This window comes from Pseudomonas sp. zfem001, from assembly GCF_032621725.1.
Taxonomy (GTDB): Bacteria; Pseudomonadota; Gammaproteobacteria; order Pseudomonadales; family Pseudomonadaceae; genus Aquipseudomonas; species Aquipseudomonas sediminis.
In genome coordinates, this window is sequence record NZ_JAVYJI010000004.1 from 381,758 (window position 1) to 401,050 (window position 19,293).

General features: G+C 64.0%; 19 protein-coding genes. 5 read left to right on the forward strand and 14 right to left on the reverse strand.

The annotated features are described in order from the left end of the window. Nucleotides 1–12 precede the first annotated feature (12 nt). The 11 genes from RTH74_RS16085 to RTH74_RS16135 all read right to left on the reverse strand — a co-directional run bounded on the left by RTH74_RS16085 (nt 13) and on the right by RTH74_RS16135 (nt 12,678). The gene (locus tag RTH74_RS16085; protein WP_316915326.1) at nt 13–966 is read right to left on the reverse strand and encodes a carbohydrate kinase; all 954 of its coding nucleotides are present in this window, start codon (nt 964–966) and stop codon (nt 13–15) included. A gap of 29 nt (nt 967–995) precedes the next feature. Further along, nucleotides 996–2,495 carry a xylulokinase gene (xylB, locus tag RTH74_RS16090; protein WP_316915327.1) on the reverse strand — a complete coding sequence of 500 codons (1,500 nt, stop codon included), beginning with the start codon at nt 2,493–2,495 and terminating at the stop codon, nt 996–998. 2 nt (nt 2,496–2,497) lie between these two features. After that, entirely contained in the window at nt 2,498–3,460 is a 963-nt protein-coding gene (gene tal, locus RTH74_RS16095; protein ID WP_316915328.1) for a transaldolase, read from the reverse strand. Nucleotides 3,461–3,476: 16 nt separating this feature from the next. Beyond that, the gene (locus RTH74_RS16100; RefSeq protein WP_316915329.1) at nt 3,477–4,952 is read right to left on the reverse strand and encodes a mannitol dehydrogenase family protein; all 1,476 of its coding nucleotides are present in this window, start codon (nt 4,950–4,952) and stop codon (nt 3,477–3,479) included. A 26-nt stretch (nt 4,953–4,978) separates the two neighbouring features. After that, entirely contained in the window at nt 4,979–6,082 is a 1,104-nt protein-coding gene (locus RTH74_RS16105; protein WP_316915330.1) for a sn-glycerol-3-phosphate ABC transporter ATP-binding protein UgpC, read from the reverse strand. Between the two features lie 15 nt (nt 6,083–6,097). Then, nucleotides 6,098–6,931: a carbohydrate ABC transporter permease gene (locus tag RTH74_RS16110; RefSeq protein WP_106734170.1), complete on the reverse strand. Its 834-nt coding sequence runs from the start codon at nt 6,929–6,931 to the stop codon at nt 6,098–6,100. A 10-nt stretch (nt 6,932–6,941) separates the two neighbouring features. Continuing rightward, the gene (locus tag RTH74_RS16115; RefSeq protein WP_106734171.1) at nt 6,942–7,874 is read right to left on the reverse strand and encodes a carbohydrate ABC transporter permease; all 933 of its coding nucleotides are present in this window, start codon (nt 7,872–7,874) and stop codon (nt 6,942–6,944) included. Between the two features lie 175 nt (nt 7,875–8,049). Then, nucleotides 8,050–9,360 carry a sugar ABC transporter substrate-binding protein gene (locus RTH74_RS16120; RefSeq protein WP_316915331.1) on the reverse strand — a complete coding sequence of 437 codons (1,311 nt, stop codon included), beginning with the start codon at nt 9,358–9,360 and terminating at the stop codon, nt 8,050–8,052. Nucleotides 9,361–9,587: 227 nt separating this feature from the next. Beyond that, nucleotides 9,588–10,493, reverse strand: a complete 906-nt coding sequence (locus RTH74_RS16125) for an AraC family transcriptional regulator (protein WP_316915332.1) — start codon at nt 10,491–10,493, stop codon at nt 9,588–9,590. 60 nt (nt 10,494–10,553) lie between these two features. Then, nucleotides 10,554–11,615 carry a PA0069 family radical SAM protein gene (locus tag RTH74_RS16130; protein WP_316915333.1) on the reverse strand — a complete coding sequence of 354 codons (1,062 nt, stop codon included), beginning with the start codon at nt 11,613–11,615 and terminating at the stop codon, nt 10,554–10,556. A 76-nt stretch (nt 11,616–11,691) separates the two neighbouring features. Further along, a complete protein-coding gene (locus tag RTH74_RS16135) occupies nt 11,692–12,678 on the reverse strand; it encodes a bile acid:sodium symporter family protein (RefSeq protein WP_316915334.1) in 987 nt (328 codons plus the stop codon). An 81-nt stretch (nt 12,679–12,759) separates the two neighbouring features. Here RTH74_RS16135 and RTH74_RS16140 point away from each other — a divergent pair, with 81 nt between their 5' ends. Then, nucleotides 12,760–13,551 (forward strand): AraC family transcriptional regulator, encoded by a 792-nt coding sequence (locus RTH74_RS16140; RefSeq protein ID WP_099526776.1) that lies wholly within the window; start codon nt 12,760–12,762, stop codon nt 13,549–13,551. A 69-nt stretch (nt 13,552–13,620) separates the two neighbouring features. Here RTH74_RS16140 and RTH74_RS16145 read toward each other — a convergent pair whose 3' ends face one another. Continuing rightward, nucleotides 13,621–13,914 (reverse strand): YheV family putative zinc ribbon protein, encoded by a 294-nt coding sequence (locus RTH74_RS16145; protein WP_316915335.1) that lies wholly within the window; start codon nt 13,912–13,914, stop codon nt 13,621–13,623. After that, nucleotides 13,911–15,959, reverse strand: coding sequence for an oligopeptidase A (gene prlC / locus RTH74_RS16150; protein WP_316915336.1), 2,049 nt, complete (start codon nt 15,957–15,959; stop codon nt 13,911–13,913). The genes RTH74_RS16145 and prlC overlap by 4 nt, the downstream gene beginning before the upstream one ends. Before the next feature lie 130 nt (nt 15,960–16,089). Between prlC and RTH74_RS16155 the strand changes: the two genes are divergently transcribed. From RTH74_RS16155 to RTH74_RS16170, 4 genes are all read left to right on the forward strand, one after another. After that, complete coding sequence (locus RTH74_RS16155) at nt 16,090–16,632, forward strand: gamma carbonic anhydrase family protein (RefSeq protein WP_316915337.1); 543 nt, start codon at nt 16,090–16,092, stop codon at nt 16,630–16,632. Then, nucleotides 16,629–17,129 carry a GNAT family N-acetyltransferase gene (locus tag RTH74_RS16160; RefSeq protein ID WP_316915338.1) on the forward strand — a complete coding sequence of 167 codons (501 nt, stop codon included), beginning with the start codon at nt 16,629–16,631 and terminating at the stop codon, nt 17,127–17,129. Before RTH74_RS16155 ends, RTH74_RS16160 begins: the two co-directional genes overlap by 4 nt. A gap of 145 nt (nt 17,130–17,274) precedes the next feature. Beyond that, nucleotides 17,275–18,246: a hypothetical protein gene (locus tag RTH74_RS16165; protein ID WP_316915339.1), complete on the forward strand. Its 972-nt coding sequence runs from the start codon at nt 17,275–17,277 to the stop codon at nt 18,244–18,246. 59 nt (nt 18,247–18,305) lie between these two features. Then, nucleotides 18,306–18,953: an HAD family hydrolase gene (locus tag RTH74_RS16170; RefSeq protein WP_316915340.1), complete on the forward strand. Its 648-nt coding sequence runs from the start codon at nt 18,306–18,308 to the stop codon at nt 18,951–18,953. Between the two features lie 74 nt (nt 18,954–19,027). Here the strand turns inward: RTH74_RS16170 and RTH74_RS16175 are convergent, their stop codons facing one another. Further along, nucleotides 19,028–19,258: a DUF1161 domain-containing protein gene (locus tag RTH74_RS16175; RefSeq protein ID WP_106734182.1), complete on the reverse strand. Its 231-nt coding sequence runs from the start codon at nt 19,256–19,258 to the stop codon at nt 19,028–19,030. Between the last annotated feature and the right edge of the window lie 35 nt (nt 19,259–19,293).

Here is a 19,293-nt window from a genome sequence, read left to right on the forward strand (position 1 = left end):
TGGCAATCCTCTTCAGCGCGCTGCCAGGTGATGGCGGTCCAGCTCGTGCAGATAGGGCAGGTCAGGGCCGACTCGCGAGCAGGTCAGCGCGGCAGCCTCGATGGCCAGGCACAGCATGTCGTTGATCTGCTCGCGGCTCAGCGTCGCCAGCGCTTCGGGAGTGTCCAGTGCGTGGCGGGCGAGATAACTGAGCAGCGCGGCCTGGAAGGTATCGCCAGCGCCGACGGTGTCGCGGGTGTGTACCTCCACCGCCGGTGCCGACCAGTGCCCATGGCGGTTGTGGACGCTGGCGCCTTTGCTGCCGTGGGTGAGAAACACCAGTTGGCAGCGTTCGTTGAGCCAGCTTGCCGCGACCTGCTGCGGGTCGCGCTCTGGGTAAAGCAGTTGCAGATCCTCTTCGCTGACCTTGATCAGATGCGCGTAGCGGGCGAAGGTCTCGACGCGCTCGCGCCAGTGGGCGATATCTGGCGCCGGGCCGAGGCGCACGTTGGGGTCGAGGCTGATCAGGCGTTGCTGATGTTCGCGCTGTACCAGCTGCAGCAGGGTGTTGGCCACCGGCTCTACCACCAGGGAGAACGACCCGACATGCAGGCCGCGCACCTGTGCATCCAGTTCCGGCAGGTGCTCGGCGAGCAGCAGGCGGTCTGCACAGCCTTCGCCGCGGAAGGAATAGTGCGGCGAGCCAGCAGCATCCAGGCCGACCATCGCCAGGGTGGTCGGCGCATCGCTGGCGATCAGATAGCTATCGCTCACGCCCTCGTCGCGCAGCACCTGGCGCAGGCGCTGGCCGAGGCTGTCCGAGGAAATCCCGGTGAACAGCGCCGAGTCGGCGCCCATTCGGCGCAAGCCCAGCGCCACGTTGAACGGCGAGCCACCGGCGATGGCCTTGAAGGCCAGCTCATTGCCACGTGCGCCGTCACTCTGGATGAACACGTCGAACAGCGCTTCGCCACAGACCAGGTACATGTTCCTTTCCCTCATGAATCAAGGCGTGATCACGCCGGTTTGTTATCGGCCAGCAGGCTGACCTGCTCGCGGTAGCGTTGATAGACCATTTCGTACTGCGCCGTGCGTGCTGGGTCTGGCTGCGTCTGGGTGCTGGCATCCAGATGCACGCAACGCTCGCACAGCGCCACCAGCTGTGCCTGGCGATCTGCGCCGGGGGTCAGGCACCAGGCCGCCTGGATGGCGGCGCCCAGTGCGGCGGCTTCGGTGTGCTGGGGGCAGACCAGTGGCGTGCCCATGATGTCGGCGATCACCTGGCGCCATACCGGGCTCTTCGCCGCGCCGCCGATCAGGCGGATGGTCTGGCTCTGCAGGCCGCTGGCGCGCAGCAGGTCGAGGCCGTAGCGCAGACCGAAGCTGGTGCCTTCGACCACTGCCCGGCACAGATTGGCGCGGGTCAGGTTGTCGCTGTCCATGCCCAGCAGGCTGGCGCGCGAACTGGGCAATGCCGGCACTCGTTCGCCGTTGAAGAACGGCAGCATGAGCAGGCCTTCGGCGCCGATGGGCGATTGCTCGACCAGCTCGCCGAAGGTCTGGATGTCCAGCTCCAGCAATTGCTGGATCAGCCCGGTGGCGCTGGTCAGGTTCATGGTGCAGATCAGCGGTAGCCAGCCGCCGGATGACGAGCAGAAGGTCGCCACCTGCGCGTGCGGGCTGATCATCGCGTGGTCGCTGTAGGCGTAGAGGGTGCCGGAGGTGCCCAGGCTCATGGTGATTGCACCCGGGCGGATGTTGCCGGTGCCGATGGCGCCCATCATGTTGTCGCCGCCGCCGCTGGCTACCACGGCATCCGGGTTCAGGCCCAGTTGCCGGGCGATCTGCGGGCGGAGGCGGCCCACTGGCTGATCCGGCTCGATCAGCTCTGGCAGCGCGTTGCAAAGGCGCCCGCTGGAGTCGATGACGTTCAGCAGCTCGCGGTCCCAACAGCGCGTACGCACGTCGAAATAGCCCGTACCGGAGGCGTCGCCGTACTCGCTGCAGGCCCGGCCGGTGAGCCAGTAATTGAGGTAGTCGTGCGGCAGCAGGATATGCGCGATGCGGGCGAACAGGTCCGGGTGCTGCTCTTTCGTCCAGAGCAGTTTGGACACCGTGTAACCGGGCGCGATGGCCACGCCCAGGCGTTGCAGCGAACCGTCCTCGCCACCCAGGTGATCGAGCAGGCGCTGGTTCTCCGGGGTCGATTCGGTGTCGCACCAGAGCTTGGCCGGGCGCAGCACCGCACCCTGTTCATCGAGCAGCACCAGGCCGTGCTGCTGGCCGGAAACACTGATACCGAGAATCCGCTCGCCGCTGATGCCGGCGGCCGCCAGCGCCTGTCGAGTGGCCTGCTCGAAAGCCTCCAGCCACTGCTGCGGCTGCTGCTCGCGGCGGCCATTGGCGCCGCTGTGCAGCGTATGGCTGGCGCTGCCGGCGCCGAGCACCTGACCGCTGTCGGCATCCAGCACCAGGACCTTGGTGCCCTGAGTACCGCAGTCGATACCGAGGTACATGCTCAGAGCTCCCGCATGCGCTCGAGCAGCAGCGCTTCCAGGGCGAGCTGATCGGCATGGAATTGGCGAATACCTTCGGCCAGTTTCTCCGTGGCCATGGGGTCTTCGTTCATCTGCCAGCGAAATTGCGCTTCGTCGAGGCAGGTCGGCGCGAGTGTGCGGCGGCCGTCATCCGCCAATGCCGGTTGCAGCTCGCCGCTACTTTGCTCCAGTTCGGCGAGCAGGGCAGGGCTGATGGTCAGGCGGTCACAACCGGCCAGGGCGAGCACTTCGCCGATGTTGCGAAAGCTCGCTGCCATCACCACCGTGGCGTAGTCATGCTGCTTGAAGAAGCGATAGACCTGGCGCACCGACAACACGCCTGGATCGTTCTCGGCGTCGAAACTGGCATTCGGGTTTTGTTGTTTGTGCCAGTCGAGAATACGCCCGACGAAAGGCGACACCAGATAGATGCCGGCCTCGGCGCAGGCGCGTGCCTGGGCCAGGTTGAAGATCAGCGTGAGGTTGCAGTGAATACCTTCGCGCTCCAGTTGCCGCGCCGCCTGAATGCCTTCCCAGGTAGCGGCGATCTTCACCAGCACGCGCTCGCCGGGAATGCCCAGTTGCAGATAGCGCTGATGCAGCGAGCGTGCTCGCGCCAGCGTGGCAGCGGTGTCGAAGGACAGCGCCGCCGGCACTTCGGTGGAGACCTTGCCGCTGATCGCCGCGAGAATTTCCACACCCATGCTCACCACCAGCCGGTCGCAGGCATCGGCAATGATCGCCGGGACCGAGATGCCGCTGGCCATTGCCTGGCGCAGCGCGTGGTCTACCTGCTGCTGGTACTGCCCGGCTTGCAGCGCCTTGAGGATGATCGAGGGGTTGGTCGTGGCGTCCTCGGGCTGGAAACGATCGATGGCGGCCAGGTCGCCAGTATCGGCGACCACCACGCTGTGCTGCTTGAGTTGCGCGAGCAAGCTGGGCATATGCGTCTCCAGGGCCTCAGGCGTGCAACAGGTTGTGCAGGGTCTGGCTCACGCCCTGCTCGCGCAGCCTGGCCAGGCTGCGTTCGAAGGCGGCGACGAACTCGGCCGAACGCCCTGGTGCGCTGCCGAAGATCGCCTCCTCGCCGAGCACCCGTGCGGTGAGTTGCGCATCGTCGGCCACCAGTGCCTGGCAGTGTTCGGCGCGCGGGTCGGGTATGCGGTAGCTGGCGCCGGTTTCGTCCACGCCCTTGAGGTACAACGCCCAGGCTGCGACCACCAGGGCCACGCGGTCCAGCGGTTTGCCGTCCTCAATCAGGCGATGCAGGGTGGGCACGATGAACTTGGGAAACTTCGATGAGCCATCGGAGCAGACCCGCTCCAGCTGGTCGGCGATAGCCTGGTTGGAGAAGCGCTCGATCAGCGTGTCCTTGTAGGTGCTCAGGTCGATGCCTGGCACCGGCGCCAGCTGCGGCGTCACGTCGAGGTCCATGAAGGTGCGTACGTACTGGCGCATCAGCGGGTCGTTCATGGTTTCGTGGACGAAGCGATAGCCCTTGAGAAAGCCCAGGTAGGTCAGCGCCAGGTGGCTGCCGTTGAGCAGCTTGATCTTCATTTCCTCGTAGGGCGTGACGTCGTCGGTGAACTGCACGCCGACCGCTTCCCAGGCCGGGCGGCCGCTGACGAACTTGTCCTCCAGCACCCATTGCACGAAGGGCTCGCAGACCACCGGCCAGGCATCGTCGACGCCGTGCTGCTCAGCCAGTTGCTGGCGATGGGCGGCGCTGGTCATCGGCGTGATGCGGTCGACCATGGCGTTGGGAAAACTCACGTGGTGGTCGATCCAGGTGGCCAGCTCATGGTCGGCCAGGTGGGCGAAGGCCAGCAGCGCCTTGCGCGTGACATCGCCGTTGTGCGGCAGGTTATCGCAGGACATCAGGGTGAAGGCCGGGATGCCGGCAGCACGGCGTTTGGCCAGGGCAGCGCAGAGAAAGCCGAACACGCTCTTTGGTGACTCGGGATGTTGCAGGTCGTGCTCGATGGCTGGCAGCTCGGCGAGAAATTCGCCGGTGCTGTCGTCGATGCAGTAACCACCTTCGGTAATGGTCAGCGAGACGATGCGAATCGCCGGGTCGGCCAGTTTGTCGATCAGCGCCTGCGGCGACTCTTCGGCCAGCAGCATGTCGTTGATTGCGCCGATCACCCGCACCGGCAGGTTCGGCTCGTCGCCCAGTTCGACCAGGGTGTAGAGGTAATCCTGGCCGGCCAGGGCATCGCGCATGGCGCGGTCTTCACTGCGCACGCCGACCCCGCAGATACCCCAGTCGAGCGCCAGGCCCTGGTTCATCAGGGCGTCGGTGTATACCGCCTGGTGGGCGCGGTGAAAACCACCGACGCCAAAATGGGCGATGCCGGTGCGGATCATGTCGGCGGTGTAGCTGGGCAGCGCTACGGCGCCGCCAAGCCGGGAAAGCTGCTGGCGATTGAGTTTCATCTGAAAAATCCCGTGGTGGAGCGGCGTCAGGCGGCCTGCTGCAGTGGTTTGGCGACGGCTTGGCCATCGGCGTCGAAGAGGTGGCAGTGCGCCGTATCGAAATCCAGTGTCAGGGTGTCGCCGTAGCGCGGCGCGAAGTCGCCACGCACGCGCACCGTGAGCATCTCGCCCGAGGCGCACGACACGTGGCAGAAGGTATCGCTGCCCAGGCGCTCGCTGACGTCGGCCGTCACCTGCATTCGGCCGTTGCCGGTGCTGACCACGTTGAGGTGCTCCGGACGTACGCCCAGGGTTACCGTGCTGCCGACGCTGAGGCCGGCGGCGGACAGCGGCAGCGTCAGGTGCGTGCCGCACTCCAGTTGCACGTCGCAGTTGTCGGCCTCGACCCTGTTCAGGGTGCCGCGCAGAAAGCCCATCTTCGGTGTGCCGAGAAAGCCGGCGACGAACAGGTTGGCCGGATGGTGATACAGCTCCAGCGGCGAGCCGACCTGCTCGACACGCCCGCCATTGAGCACCACTACCTTGTCGGCCAGGGTCATGGCTTCGACCTGATCGTGGGTCACGTAGATCATGGTGGCCTGCAGGTCCTTGTGCAGCCGTGCCAGTTCCAGGCGGGTCTGTACGCGCAGGGCGGCGTCGAGGTTGGACAGCGGCTCGTCGAACAGGAAGATCTTCGGGTTGCGCACGATGGCGCGGCCGATGGCCACGCGCTGGCGCTGGCCACCGGAGAGCTGTTTGGGTTTGCGTTCGAGCAGGGCGTCGAGCTGCAGGATGCGCGCGGTGTTGGCGACCTTGGCCTCGATCTCCTGCTTGCCCACGCGGGCCAGGTCGAGGGCGAAGGACAGGTTCTTGCGCACGGTCATGTGCGGATACAGCGCGTAAGTCTGGAACACCATGGCCAGGTCGCGGCGTGCCGGGGCCATGTCGGTGATGTCCTGGCCATCGAGTTCGATGTGGCCGCTGCTGACTTCTTCGAGCCCGGCGATCAGGCGCAGCAGGGTGGATTTACCACAGCCCGAGGGGCCGACGAAAACCACGAATTCACGGTCGCGGATGTCCAGGTCGACGCCCTTGATGATCGCCGTACCGTCGAAGCCTTTTTGCAGATTGCGGATCTTCAGATCAGCCATGTTGAAAGTCTCCCGTTATTTCACCGCGCCGAAGGACAGGCCGCGTACAAGTTGTTTTTGGCTGATCCAGCCGAAGATCAGGATGGGCGCACAGGCCAGGGTCGAAACGGCGGAAAGCTTGGCCCAGAACAGGCCCTCGGGGCTGGAGTAGGAGGCCACCAGGGCGGTCAGCGGGGCGGCGGCGGAACTGGTCAGGTTGAGCGACCAGAACGCCTCGTTCCAGCACAGGATCAGCGACAGCAACATGGTCGATGCCAGGCCGCCGCGAGCGATCGGCAGCAGTACGCGGACGATCTCCTGCCAGGTGGTGGCGCCATCCAGGCGCGCCGCTTCGAGGATGTCCACGGGGATGTCCTTGAAGTAGGTGTAAACCATCCACACCACGATCGGCAGGTTGATCAGGGTGTAGATGATGATCAGTGCCAGGCGTGAATCGAGCAGACCGAACTGCTTGGCCAGCAGGTAGATCGGCACCAGCACGCCCACCGGCGGCAGCATCTTGGTCGACAGCATCCACAGCAGCGTGCGCTTGGTGTGGCGGGTTTCGAAGAAGGCCATGGAATAGGCCGCCGGTACGGCCAGGCACATGCACAGCAGCGTCGCCGAGACGGAGATCAGCACCGAGTTCCAGGCGAAGGCGAAGTAGTCGCTGCGCTCGTTGATGTGCAGGTAGTTCTCCAGCGTCGGGGTGAAGATGAACTGCGGTGGCGTGGCGAAGGCGTCGATCTCGGTCTTCAGGCTGGTCAGCACCATCCAGAAGATCGGGAAGAAGATCACCGCGGCGATTGCCCAGGCCAGGGCGCCGATGATCAGGCTCTGCAGGCGACGGGATTGTTTCAGCGTCAGCATCTCAGGGCCCTCACTGCTTGTCGGTCAGGTTCTTGCCGATCATGCGGATCAGCACGATGGCAGCGATGTTGGCGATCACCACCGCGATCAGCCCGCCGGCCGAAGCCATGCCGACGTCGAACTGCAGCAGCGCCTGGGTGTAGATCAGGTAGGCGAGGTTGGTCGACTCGTAACCTGGGCCGCCGCTGGTGGTGGTGTAGATCTCGGCGAATACCGAGAGCAGGAAGATGGTCTCGATCATCACCACCACGGCAATCGGCCGCGCCAGGTGCGGCAGGGTCAGGTGCCAGAAGATGGCGATGGGCCCGGCGCCGTCGAGGCGCGCGGCTTCCTTCTGTTCCTGATCCAGTGACTGCATGGCGGTCATCAGGATCAGAATGGCGAACGGCAGCCATTGCCAGGACACGATCATGATGATCGAGAACAACGGATGGTGGGCCAGCCAGTCCACCGGCTGGGCGCCGAAGAACTGCCAGATGGCGGCGAGAATCCCCGATACCGGATGGAAGATCAGGTTCTTCCACAGCAGCGCACTGACCGTGGGCATGATGAAGAACGGCGAGATCAGCAGCACCCGCACGATACCGCGGCCGAAGAACTCGCTGGCCTCCAGCAATGCGGAGATCAGGACGCCGAGCACCACGCTGATCAACAACACGCTGCCCACCAGCAGCAGGGTATTGCCGGCGCCGGACAGGAAGGCGGCGTCGGTGACGAAGTATTCGAAGTTCTCCAGGCCGACGAAATCGTTCTCGCCGGGGTAGAGCAGGTTGTAGCGGATCAGCGAGAAATAGACGGTCATGCCCAGCGGCACGATCATCCAGATCAGCAGCAAAGCGACCGAAGGGCTGACCAGAAACCAGCCGGGCGCCAGGCGCCGAGGCTTTTGCGCCACCGGCGTGCTGGCCTGCGCGGCGGGGGTATCGATGGCCGGAGAATTCATCATGCCTCCGAAGGCGTAATGGGGGAGGTGGTGTATCTAGAGCGGACTCGCGGTGGCCGGGCGGCGTTCCATCCCGTAGGGTGGGCTTCAGCCCACCGTTTCACCTTGAGTTCGTGGTGGGCTAAAGCGGAACGCCGCCCGGCCCACCCTACGGAACCGCGGGACTGCGGGTTGTTTACTTCGGATACCCGGCGCGTTTCATTTCCCGGGCAGTGCTCTGCTGGGCGGCCTGCAGCGCCTGCTCAGGCTGCATCTGCCCGGTCAGGGCGGCGGCGAACAGTTTGCCGACGCTAGTGCCGATGGCCTGGAACTCGGGAATGGTCACCAACTGGATACCCACATAGGGCACCGGCTTGGCGCTGGGGTTGGCCGGGTCAGCCTTCTTCAGCGAGTCCAGAGTGACCTTGGCGAACGGCGCGGCCTGCATGTAGGCATCACTGTAGGTCGAGGCACGGGTGCCTGGCGGCACGTTGGCCACGCCATCCTTCTCGGCGACCAACTCGGCATAGGCCTTGGAGGTGGCCCAGGCGCTGAAGGTCTTGGCGGCGTCCTTGGACTTGGAGCTGGTGGGGATCGCCAGCGCCCAGGAATACAGCCAGGAGGCGCCCTTGTCGGTGACCTGGGTCGGCGCGAAGGTGAAGCCCATCGCGTCGGCGACCTTGCTTTGGGATTTGTCGGTAACGAAGGAGCCGGCGACGCTGGCATCGACCCACAACGCGCACTTGCCACTGTTGAATAGCGCCAGGTTCTCGTTGAAGCCGTTGCTGGACGCGCCGGGTGGGCCGTACTTCTTCATGTTGTCGACGTAGAAGTTCAGCGCGTTCTTCCACTCGCTGCCGGTGAATTCCGGTTGCCACTGCTCGTCGAACCAGCGCGCACCGTAGGCGTTGGCCAGGGTGGTGATCAGCGCCATGTTCTCGCCCCAGCCTGCCTTGCCGCGCAGGCACAGACCGTAGACGCCCTTGTCCGGCTGATGCAGCTTGCCGGCGAATTCGGCCATCTGCTCCCAGGTCGGCTGCTCGGGCATTTCCAGGCCGGCCTGTTCGAACAGATCCTTGCGGTAATAGGTGATCGAGGCTTCGGCATAGAACGGCAGGGCGTACAGCTCACCCTTGACGGACAGGCCTTCGCGCACCGAGGGGAAGACGTCGTCGAGGTCGTAGTCGGCCGGCAGCTCGGTCATCGGCTCCAGCCAGCCTTTCTCGCCCCACAATGCGGCTTCGTACATGCCGATAGTGAGCACGTCGAACTGGCCGCCCTGAGTGGCGATATCGGTGGTCAGGCGTTGGCGCAATACGTTTTCCTCGAGCACCACCCATTTCAGGCGGATATCGGGGTTCTGTTCTTCGAAGGTCTTGGCGAGCCGCTGCATGCGGATCATGTCGCTGTTGTTGACCGTGGCGATGGTCAGGGTTTCGGCGCCCTGGGCGACCACGGTGAGGGACAGGCAGGAGGCTGCAACGAGTGCTTTGATCGAGTTGTTCATGTTTGTGAACTCCTCTCCCGCGCCAGCACGGCTACGGAAGAACGTTATTGTTTTTGTTTCGCTCGGGCCGGATTACACCCCCGCAAGCGCGTGCGGACAAATCCTTGAACGCACAGCTATCGATACTTTTTTGCACTCGAAGAGGAAGCGCAAACCAATCAGACCGTCGGAGAAACGGCCTGGCATGAGGGTTGTGGACGATATTGGCGCAGAGTGCTGCTGCTGATTCAGTACAGGTTTTGCTCGGTCAGGCGCTGCACCGCCAGCTTGCGATAGCCCGACGGGGTCATGCCCTTGAGCTGCTGGAAACGGCGGTTGAAGTTGGAAATGTTGCTGAAGCCGGACTCGAAGCACACGTCGGTCACCGGCTTGTCGCTCTTACTCAGCAGCTCGCAGGATTTGCTCACCCGCAGGCGATTGACGAACTCGACGAAGCCGCGCCCGGTGGCTTGCTTGAAGAAGCGCGAGAAGTAGGTGGTGGTCATGCCTAGGTGGTCGGCGACTTCTTCCTGGCTGATGCCTTGCGCGTAGTGTTGGAAGATATAGTCCACTGCCCGGTTGATGCGTTCGACATGCTGCTCGTCGCCCAGCTCCGACGAGGTCACGGCCGAGAGCAGCTGGTAATCCTCACTGCCGGCGAGTAGTTCCATGAGGATGAAAAAATGGCCCAGGCGCGTGATGCCACGGCCACTGGCGATCTTGCCCATCAGCACGCTGGCTTCGCGAATCATCTGTGGGTCACGGAACTCGATGCCGAACTGCGCGCGGGCCAGCAAGGGTTGCAGGACATTGAGCTCGGCGAACACGGCGGTACCGCTTTCCAGCACTTCATCGGTGAAGTTGACCAGCATGTCGCGTGTTTCCACCTCCTCGCCTTCCTCGACCTGGCTGATCCAGTTGTGCGGCAGGCCGGGGCCGGTAAGGAACAGGGTGTAGGGGGAGAAGTTGCCGATGTAGTCGCCGATGAACACCTTGCCGGAGCTGGCGACGATCAGGTGCAGCTCGTATTCCTTGTGAAAGTGCCAGCGCACGAGGGGCGAGGGAAAACCGTGCTGACGGTAGATCAGCGAATGGCCTTCGTGGTCGTCCATCAGTTCGTAGGACGGATCGGCTACGCGGGATGTGCGGTTCATGGTTGTCGTTGGCCAGTACCTCGATCACCACGTTTTAACATATCGAGACGGGCTGCCAAGTCAGAGCAGGCTCAATTGCGCACCCGGCGGGCAGAACTGCGAACAGTCCAGCATCACGCTGCCGCGCCGATCCAGGCCGAGCTTGCGCCGCGCCAGACGAAAACGCTGTTCCAACAGTTCAGCGAACAGGCCCTCGCCACGCATGCGACTGCCGAAGCGGCTGTCGTAATTCTTGCCGCCGCGGCTCTGGCGAATCAGGCTCATAACGTGTGCGGCGCGCTCCGGAAAGTGCACCTGCAGCCACTCCTCGAACAACCCGGCGATCTCCAGCGGCAGGCGCAGCAGCACGTAGCCGGCCGAGCGAGCACCGGCATCACGGGCGGCTTCCAGCAGCGCCTCCAGCTCCATGTCGTTGATCTGCGGAATCATCGGCGCGCAGATGGCGCTGACCGGCACCCCCGCCTCATGTAGCGTGCGCATGGCACGCAGGCGCGCCGCTGGGGCGGCGGTACGCGGCTCCATGATGCGTTTCAGTTCGTCATCCAGGGTGGTCAGGCTGAAGGCCACGCTGACCAGATTGTGGTGTGCCAGCTCGCTGAGCAGGTCAACGTCGCGCAGGATCAGCGAGCCCTTGGTGATCAGGTGCAGCGGGTGCTTGTAGCGCAGCAGGATTTCCAGGGTCTGGCGGGTCAGGCGCTGTTCACGCTCGATGGGCTGGTAGGCGTCGGTATTCATGCCAAGGGCAATCGGCTGTGGCACGTAGCCGGGTTTCTGCAGTTGCTCCTCGAGGCGCTCGGCCAGGTTGGTCTTGGCGATCAGACGGGTTTCGAAGTCGATGCCGGGCGACATGTCCCAGTAGGCGTGAGTTGGCCTGGCGAAGCAGTAGATGCAGCCATGTTCACAGCCGCGGTAGGGATTCACCGAGCGGTCGAAGCCGACGTCCGGTGAGTTATTGCGAGTGATCGCCGTCTTCGCCTGCTCCTTGCGCACTTCGGTGGCGCGACTTGGCGGTGTTTCGTCCTGATACCAGCCGTCGTCTTCCTGCTGTGAGCGGGTTGGCGCATAGCGGTTGTGCGGATTGCTGGCGGTACCACGGCCACGTGGCGGCAGGCTGACGGACATGCTCGGACTCCAAAATATGCTGTATAAAAATACAGTTATTTCGAGCCCGAGCAAGTCCCTTCCATCGCGGCGTCGATCAAACGGCCGCGGTCTGCGGTGCCTCCTCACGTTTGGCGTAACGCTGTGCGAGCACCGCGCAGACCATCAGCTGGATCTGGTGGAACAGCATCAGCGGCAGGATCAGTACGCCGATGGTGCTGCCGGCGAACAGCACCTGGGCCATGGGCACGCCGGTGGCCAGGCTCTTCTTCGAGCCACAGAAGAGGATGGTGATGCGGTCTTCCAGGCTGAAGCCCATCCATTTGCCCAGCAGGTGGGTCAGCACCAGGGCCAGCGCCAACAACACGCAGCAGGCGGCAATCACCAGCAGCAGGGTGGCCAGCGGAACCTGCTGCCACAGGCCGCCAATCACCGCGGCGCTGAAGGCGGTGTAGACCACCAGCAGGATCGAGCTCTGGTCGACGTATTTCAGCCAGCTCTTGTTCTGGTTGACCCAGCCGCCGATCCAGCGCTGAGCGATCTGGCCGAGAACGAACGGCAGCAGCAACTGCAGGCTGATCTTGCCGATGGCGTCGAGGGTCGAGCCGTTGTCGCCGTGCACGCCCATCAGGAAGGCCACCAGCAGCGGGGTGAGGAAGATACCCAGCAGGCTGGAGGCTGCCGCGCTGCAGATCGCCGCCGGGATGTTGCCGCGCGCCAGCGAGGTGAAGGCGATGGCCGATTGCACGGTGGCCGGCAGTGCGCACAGGTAGAGCATGCCCAGGTACAGCTCTTTGCCCAGCAGCGGCTCCAGCGCCGGCCTGAGCGCCAGGCCGAGCAGCGGGAAGAGGATGAAGGTGCAGGCGAATACCAGCAGGTGCAGGCGCCAGTGCCCGGCGCCAGCGAGAATCGCTTGGCGCGACAGCTTCGCGCCGTGCATGAAGAACAGCAGGGCGATGGCCAGGTTGGTGATCCACTCGAAGGTCGTGGCGACCTGGCCGCTGGCAGGCAGCAACGTGGCGGCGAGCACCACAGCGAGCAGGGTCAGGGTGAAATTATCGGGCAGCAGGCGGCGCAGGAACATGGCGAATCTCGGACTTGCGATACAGGAGGGCGCCAGACTATCGTCATCGAAAATTTCCGGCTAACGCTAAAGAGCCAGCAAGTGTCGACAAACAGACAGCCCGCTACCCTGCATCGCAGCCTGCCCGAGCTGCCGAGCCTGCCTCGGCCGCTCTATGGCCGCACCGAATCGCTGACCAACCGCGCCCTGACCTTTCGCCATACGCACCCCTGGGTGCAACTGTCCTATGCTATCGCCGGGGTACTCGAGGTGCAGACTCTTGGCGCGCGCTTCGTCGCTCCGCCACAGCGCGCGGTGTGGGTACCGGCAGGTGTCGAGCATCAGGTATTCAGCTCGCCGCGCACCGAGATGCGCAGTCTGTACATCGACGGCAGCGCGGTGCCCTGGGGGCCGGCCGAATGTCGAGTGCTGGCGGTCAGCCCGCTACTGCGCGAGCTGATTCGCGGCTTCAGTGCGTTACCGGCCGAGTATGACGAGCAGGGTGCACCTGGCAGGCTAGCTGCTGTGTTGCTGGACGAACTGCGCGCAGCACCGGACGTGGCGTTGATGCTGCCGCTGCCGCAAGACGCGCGGCTGCGCGAAGTGTGCCAGGGATTGGAGGATGCAACGCTGCGTCAGCTGGGGCTGGCCGAATGGGGCGAGCGCCTGGGGGTGTCGGAGAAGACCCTGAGCCGGCTGTTCCTGCGTGAAACGGGCCTGAGCTTTCGCGTATGGCGCCAGCGCCAGCGCCTGCTCGATGCGCTCACCCCGCTGGAGCAGGGCGAGCGTGTCACTGATGTGGCGCTGGCCTGCGGCTACGACTCGTTATCGGCGTTTATCGCGGCCTTTCGCCGCCAGTTCGGTGCGACGCCCGGGGAGTTTTTCCGCGAGTAAAGTCATGCGGGTGCAACTCGCCTGCATCATCGGCACTCGGCGCCGCTAACCCACCCGAGAATGCCCGGACTAGTTGGGCTCGCTCGGCTTTTTCAGCTTCGGATTGGGAAAGAACTGCACCGCCTGCACGTTGGGGTCGGCAGCCTTGGGTTTCAGGCCGCTGACGTTGACCCGCGTGGGGATCTCCTTGGGCACCGAGTTGCCGCGTGCGTCGAGGGTGTCGGCATAGCCGCACTTGACGCATTCGCGGTGCGGCACGCCGTCGACGTTCCACATCTTGATGCTGTCGGTCTCGCTGCACGCCGGGCACACGGCACCGGCGATGAAGCGTTTTGGCGTGCTGTTCACCGGGGCGTCGCTCATGCGGCCTCCTGGCTCAGGCCGAGGTGGCGCAGCAGGGCGTCGATGCTCGGCTCGCGGCCACGGAAGTCGACGAACAGCACCATTGGCGCCTGCGAGCCGCCACGGGCGAGGATCGCTTCGCGGAAGGCGCGGCCGGTATCGGCGTTGAACACACCTTCTTCCTCGAATTTCGAGAAGGCATCGGCGCTGAGCACTTCGGCCCACTTGTAGCTGTAGTAACCGGCCGCATAGCCACCGGCGAAGATGTGTGCGAAGCCGTTGGCGAAGCGGTTGTAGGCAGGTGGGCGCAGCACCGAGACTTCGCTGCGGATCGCCTCGATCACATCCAGCGCGCTGCGGCCGTCGCCGTGGGTGGCATGCAGTTCGAAGTCGAACAGGGAGAACTCCAGCTGGCGCACCATCATCAGCCCGGACTGGAAGTTCTTCGCCGCCAGCATCTTGTCCAGCATGGCCTGTGGCAGTGCCTCGCCGGTTTCATAGTGGCCGGAGATCAGCGCCAGGCCTTCCGGCTCCCAGCACCAGTTCTCCATGAACTGGCTGGGCAGCTCGACCGCGTCCCAGGCCACGCCGTTGATGCCCGAGGCGCCGGCGTGCTCGACACGGGTCAGCAGGTGATGCAGGCCGTGGCCGAATTCGTGGAACAGGGTGGTGACCTCATCGTGGGTCAGCAGCGCCGGTTTACCACCGACCGGCGGGGTGAAGTTGCACACCAGGTTGGCTACCGGGGCGATCAGTTGGCCGTCGGCGGTGCGGCGCTTGTCGCGGGCGCCGTCCATCCAGGCACCGCCGCGCTTGTTGGCGCGGGCGTAGAGGTCGAAGAAGAAGCGACCGACATGCTGGCCGTTCTCCTGAATCTCGAACAGGCGCACATCCGGGTGCCAGGTGTCGAAGCCTTTCAGCTCGCGAATCTCGATGCCGTAGAGCTTCTGCACGATGGCGAACAGGCCGGTGAGCACCTTGTCCACCGGGAACCAGGCGCGCACTTCTTCCTGGGAGATGCTGTAGCGCTGCTGGCGCAGGCGCTCGCTGTAGTAGCCGACGTCCCAGCTTTGCAGGTCATCCAGGCCCTGCTCGGTGGCGAAGGCTTTCAGCTCACTCAGATCCTGCTCGGCGAAGGGCTTGCTGCGTACCGCCAGATCGCGCAGGAAGCTCAGCACCTGATCGGTGTTCTCGGCCATCTTGCTGGCCAGGCTCAGTTCGCTGTAGTTGGCGAAGCCGAGCAGGCGCGCCAGCTCCTGACGCAGGTCGAGAATCTCGGCCATCAGCGGGCCGTTATCGTTCTGCCCGGCGTTCGGCCCCTGGTCGGAGGCGCGGGTGCAGTAGGCGGCGTACACCTCTTCGCGCAGCGCGCGGTCTTCGGCGTAGGTCATTACCGCGTAGTAGCTGGGGAATTCCAGGGTGATCAGCCAGCCGTCCAAGCTCTTGGCCTCGGCAGCCTGCTTCATCTGCGCCTTGGCCGAGTCGGTCAGGCCGTTCAGGCGCGTCTCGTCGGTGATGTGCTTGGTCCAGGCTTGGGTAGCGTCGAGCAACTGGTTGGAAAACTTGCTGGTCAGCTCGGACAGGCGCATCTGGATTTCGCCATAGCGCTTCTGCTGCTCGGCTGGCAGGTCGATGCCGGACAGGCGGAAGTCACGCAGGGCGTGTTCGAGAATGGTCTGCTGCGCCACGTCGAAGCTGGCGGCAGCCGGGCTTTTGGCCAGCGCGTCATAGGCCTCGAACAGCGGCTTGTTCTGGCCCATTTCGGTCCAGTATTCCGACAGCTTGGGCAGGCAGGCCTCGTAGGCCGCGCGCAGCTCGGCGCTGTTGCATACGGCGTTGAGGTGGCTCACCGGGCTCCAGGCCCGACCCAGGCGCGCGCCCAGTTCGTCCAGCGCCAGCACCAGGCCGTCCCAGCTCGGATTGGCCTGCTGCGCTTCGAGCAGCTTGGCGATGGCGGCGCGGCTGTCCGCCAGAATCTGGTCGACGGCGGGCTCGACGTGTTCCGGTTTGATCTGCGAGTAGGGCGGCAGGTCGAAGTCTTGCAGCAGGGGATTGTTCGCGGTCACGACGAGGCACCTGTGGCGAATGAATGTGGGGTTGCGGCGCAGAGCGGCAATTTTTCTGGCGCGATTACAACCGACATGGGGGTGATCTTAATTAGAATCAAGCTTTCCCGCAGCCCAGGAGATTTCTATCGTGGCGATTCGTAGTTACCAACAAGCCACTCCACAGCTTGGCGAAAGGGCTTTCGTCGATGCCAGCGCCGTGGTCATCGGTGACGTCGAACTGGGGGAGGACAGCTCGGTTTGGCCGCTGACCGTGATCCGTGGCGATATGCACCGCATCCGCATCGGTGCGCGCACCAGCGTGCAGGATGGCAGCGTGCTGCATATCACCCACGCCGGGCCGTTCAACCCCGAGGGCTTCCCGCTCACCATCGGTGATGAAGTGACCGTCGGGCACAAGGTCACCCTGCACGGCTGCACCCTGGGCAACCGGATTCTGGTCGGCATGGGCAGTATCGTCATGGACGGCGCGGTGGTCGAGGACGAGGTGATCATCGGTGCTGGCTCGCTGGTGCCGCCGGGCAAACGCCTGGAAAGCGGCTATCTCTACGTCGGCAGCCCGGTGAAACAGGCCCGTCCGCTGACCGACAAGGAACGCAACTTCTTCAGCTACACGGCCGGCAACTACGTGAAGCTCAAGGACCTGCACCTGGCTGAAGGCTACGACCAGTGAGCGATGAACTGATCATCCGGCCCATCGAGGCGGCCGATTTCGACCAGGTCTGGCCGATCATCCGCGACGTGGTGCAGGCGCAGGAAACCTACGCCTTCGACCCGCAGATGGATCGCGAAACGGCCTGGAAAACCTGGGTCGAACTACCCCGCGCGACCTTCGTTGCCGAGCAGGGCGGGCAGATTCTCGGCACCTACTACATCAAGGCCAATGCCGCTGGGCCGGGTGACCACGTATGCAACTGCGGCTATATGACCGCCCCGGCCGCCCGTGGCCGCGGCATCGCCAGCCGGCTCTGCGCTCATTCGCTGCAGGTGGCGCGCGAGCTGGGTTTCAGCGCCATGCAGTTCAACAGCGTAGTGGCCACCAACGAGGTCGCGGTGGCTCTGTGGCAGAAACACGGCTTCGCGATAGTCGGCACCTTGCCCAAGGCCTACCGCCACGCCCGGCATGGATTGGTGGATTGCCATGTGATGTTTCGTAGTTTGCTGGACTGATAAGCACGCGCTAGTAAGGCGGATGAGTAGCCTGGCGTCTGCATCGACTGCAGCACGCAAATGGGCTTTTGCACTTTCCAGCGTCAACAAGGTAGTTATTCTCCGACTACCTCCAACGGACTGTTTCGACGACAAGGATCGCCCCATGACCGAACCCAATCCCTTCGCTCCCGAACCGCTCGCACCGACATTGGGCGCAAGGCAACTGCCGGTGTTGCCGCTGCATCTGGTGGGTGTGGCGCTGCTGATAAGCGTGGTCAGCATCGCGGTCACGCTGATCGGGTGGCTGATGAACGATGTCGCCACCGATGTCATGTTCTGGCTGCGTTACGTCGCCAGCTACTGGCTAACCCATTTGCTGATGGCCGGGCTGGGTGTCTACTGGCTGGCCAATGTCTATATGGAGCGCCACAGCGTGGCGAGTTACCGGCAGCCGGCGGTGCTGTTGGTGAGCTATGGGGTGCTGTATCTGTTGCTGAGCTGGGGGCTGGGGTATGCCTCGGGGCATTTGTACATGTGGTTGTATGAGCAGATGGATACCTACGGCAGTGGGCGCCTGCTGATGGGCTTCGGCTGGTGGGGCGTCGGTTTGTTGACCTTTTGCCTCGAGGTGCTGCTACCGCTCTGGCTGCTGCTGCACCTGTTTCGACACCAGGCCGAAGTAGTCGCTGACGATTTGCAGGTGCCGGGGACGACACTGGCCTGGTGCTTCGCGCTCGCCGTCGTGGTGGCTTCCCTGCAACTGGCCGGAATGACCACCCAGCTGCTGAGCGGCATGGCCTACGGGTACGAGCTGCAGGGCTGGGAGGCACTGGTCAACCTGGTGAATGCCGGGCTGTATCTGCTGGTCGCGTTCTTCACCGCACGTGCGGCACTGCCAGCGCAGGTGCGAGGATTCAAGGGTGGACGGCTGGCAGCGGCGGTGGCGATCACTCTGTCATTGTGGATAGGCAGTGCACTGCTTTGCGGCATTGTACTGCTGGCGCTGCTTTGGCTTGGCCTGGGAAACAGCCTCGTATTGATGCTGCTCTTCAGCCTGCTGCAACTGGTGCTGCTGCGGCCATTCACTCGCCTCGGGCTGCGTTGGGGCTATCACGCGCAGGCCGCTGAGGCGTGAGCCAGCGGTAAAAGGCGGGTATCCTTCGCGGCTGTTTCGATTGCGAATAGGCGCCCGCCATGCATCACTCCACCATTCTCTTCGACCTCGACGGCACCCTGACCGACCCGCGTGAGGGCATCACCCGTTCGGTGCAGTATGCGCTGGCCAAGCTGGGCATCGACGAGCCGGACCTGACGGCGCTGGAGCATTTCATCGGCCCGCCCTTGTTGCAGTGCTTCATGGCCACCTACGCGCTGGATGAGGCCACCGGCTGGCAGGCGGTCAACCACTACCGCGAGCGCTTCCGGGTTACCGGTCTGTACGAGAACCGCGTGTTCGATGGCGTTGATACGCTGCTCGAGGCGCTGGTGGCGCAGGGCCGCACGCTGTATATCGCGACCAGTAAGCCCACGGTGTTCGCCGAGGAAATCGCCCGGCACTTCGGCTTCGATCGCTACTTCAAGCGCATCTATGGCAGTGAGCTGGACGGCACCCGTACCAACAAGGTGGAGCTGTTGGCACACCTGCTGGAGTCGGAACGACTGGCGCCCGGCTCGGCGTTGATGATTGGCGACCGCAAGCATGACCTGATCGGTGCGCGCAGCAATGGCTTGCAGGCGGTGGCGGTCGGTTACGGATTCGGTAGTCGTGAGGAGTTGCTCGGCGAGGCGCCGGACTTTCACTTCGAGACGCTGGAGGAAATGCGTCAGGCCTTCATCTGCTGAAACTGTAGGAGCGAGCTCTGCTCGCGAATGAAAGCGAAAGCTTCGCGAGCAAGCTCGCTCCTACAGGGGGTGTATCAGCCGTTGCGCTGATAGACGATCTTCTTGGTGCCGCCGTCGCAGCTGCCGACGACCATGCTCTGATCCTGAACTTCGGCGTTGGGCACTATTTCCAGGGTGTAGCTGGGCACGTTGTTGGCCTGAATCTTCACTTCGATTTCCTGCTTGAGTTCTTCGCAGGGCTTGGGCGCGGCCAGCGCACCGCCAGCAAGGAGCATCAGGGCCAGGGCGGGAATCAGTCGTTGCATCGCTTGTACCTCCGGTGTTGGGCGAAAACCTGAGT

What these genes read in the sequence shown, in the direction of transcription:
- RTH74_RS16145 (WP_316915335.1), bottom strand. Translation starts at nt 13,914, where the DNA reads ATGAGCGACGCCCCGGTGAACAGCACGCCAAAACGCTTCATCGCCGGT.
- xylB (WP_316915327.1), bottom strand. Translation starts at nt 2,495, where the DNA reads ATGTACCTCGGTATCGACTGCGGTACTCAGGGCACCAAGGTCCTGGTG.
- RTH74_RS16100 (WP_316915329.1), bottom strand. Translation starts at nt 4,952, where the DNA reads ATGAAACTCAATCGCCAGCAGCTTTCCCGGCTTGGCGGCGCCGTAGCG.
- RTH74_RS16165 (WP_316915339.1), top strand. Translation starts at nt 17,275, where the DNA reads ATGACCGAACCCAATCCCTTCGCTCCCGAACCGCTCGCACCGACATTG.
- RTH74_RS16115 (WP_106734171.1), bottom strand. Translation starts at nt 7,874, where the DNA reads ATGAATTCTCCGGCCATCGATACCCCCGCCGCGCAGGCCAGCACGCCG.
- RTH74_RS16105 (WP_316915330.1), bottom strand. Translation starts at nt 6,082, where the DNA reads ATGGCTGATCTGAAGATCCGCAATCTGCAAAAAGGCTTCGACGGTACG.
- tal (WP_316915328.1), bottom strand. Translation starts at nt 3,460, where the DNA reads ATGCCCAGCTTGCTCGCGCAACTCAAGCAGCACAGCGTGGTGGTCGCC.
- RTH74_RS16125 (WP_316915332.1), bottom strand. Translation starts at nt 10,493, where the DNA reads ATGAACCGCACATCCCGCGTAGCCGATCCGTCCTACGAACTGATGGAC.
- RTH74_RS16130 (WP_316915333.1), bottom strand. Translation starts at nt 11,615, where the DNA reads ATGTCCGTCAGCCTGCCGCCACGTGGCCGTGGTACCGCCAGCAATCCG.
- RTH74_RS16110 (WP_106734170.1), bottom strand. Translation starts at nt 6,931, where the DNA reads ATGCTGACGCTGAAACAATCCCGTCGCCTGCAGAGCCTGATCATCGGC.
- RTH74_RS16135 (WP_316915334.1), bottom strand. Translation starts at nt 12,678, where the DNA reads ATGTTCCTGCGCCGCCTGCTGCCCGATAATTTCACCCTGACCCTGCTC.
- RTH74_RS16120 (WP_316915331.1), bottom strand. Translation starts at nt 9,360, where the DNA reads ATGAACAACTCGATCAAAGCACTCGTTGCAGCCTCCTGCCTGTCCCTC.
- RTH74_RS16175 (WP_106734182.1), bottom strand. Translation starts at nt 19,258, where the DNA reads ATGCAACGACTGATTCCCGCCCTGGCCCTGATGCTCCTTGCTGGCGGT.
- RTH74_RS16170 (WP_316915340.1), top strand. Translation starts at nt 18,306, where the DNA reads ATGCATCACTCCACCATTCTCTTCGACCTCGACGGCACCCTGACCGAC.
- RTH74_RS16085 (WP_316915326.1), bottom strand. Translation starts at nt 966, where the DNA reads ATGTACCTGGTCTGTGGCGAAGCGCTGTTCGACGTGTTCATCCAGAGT.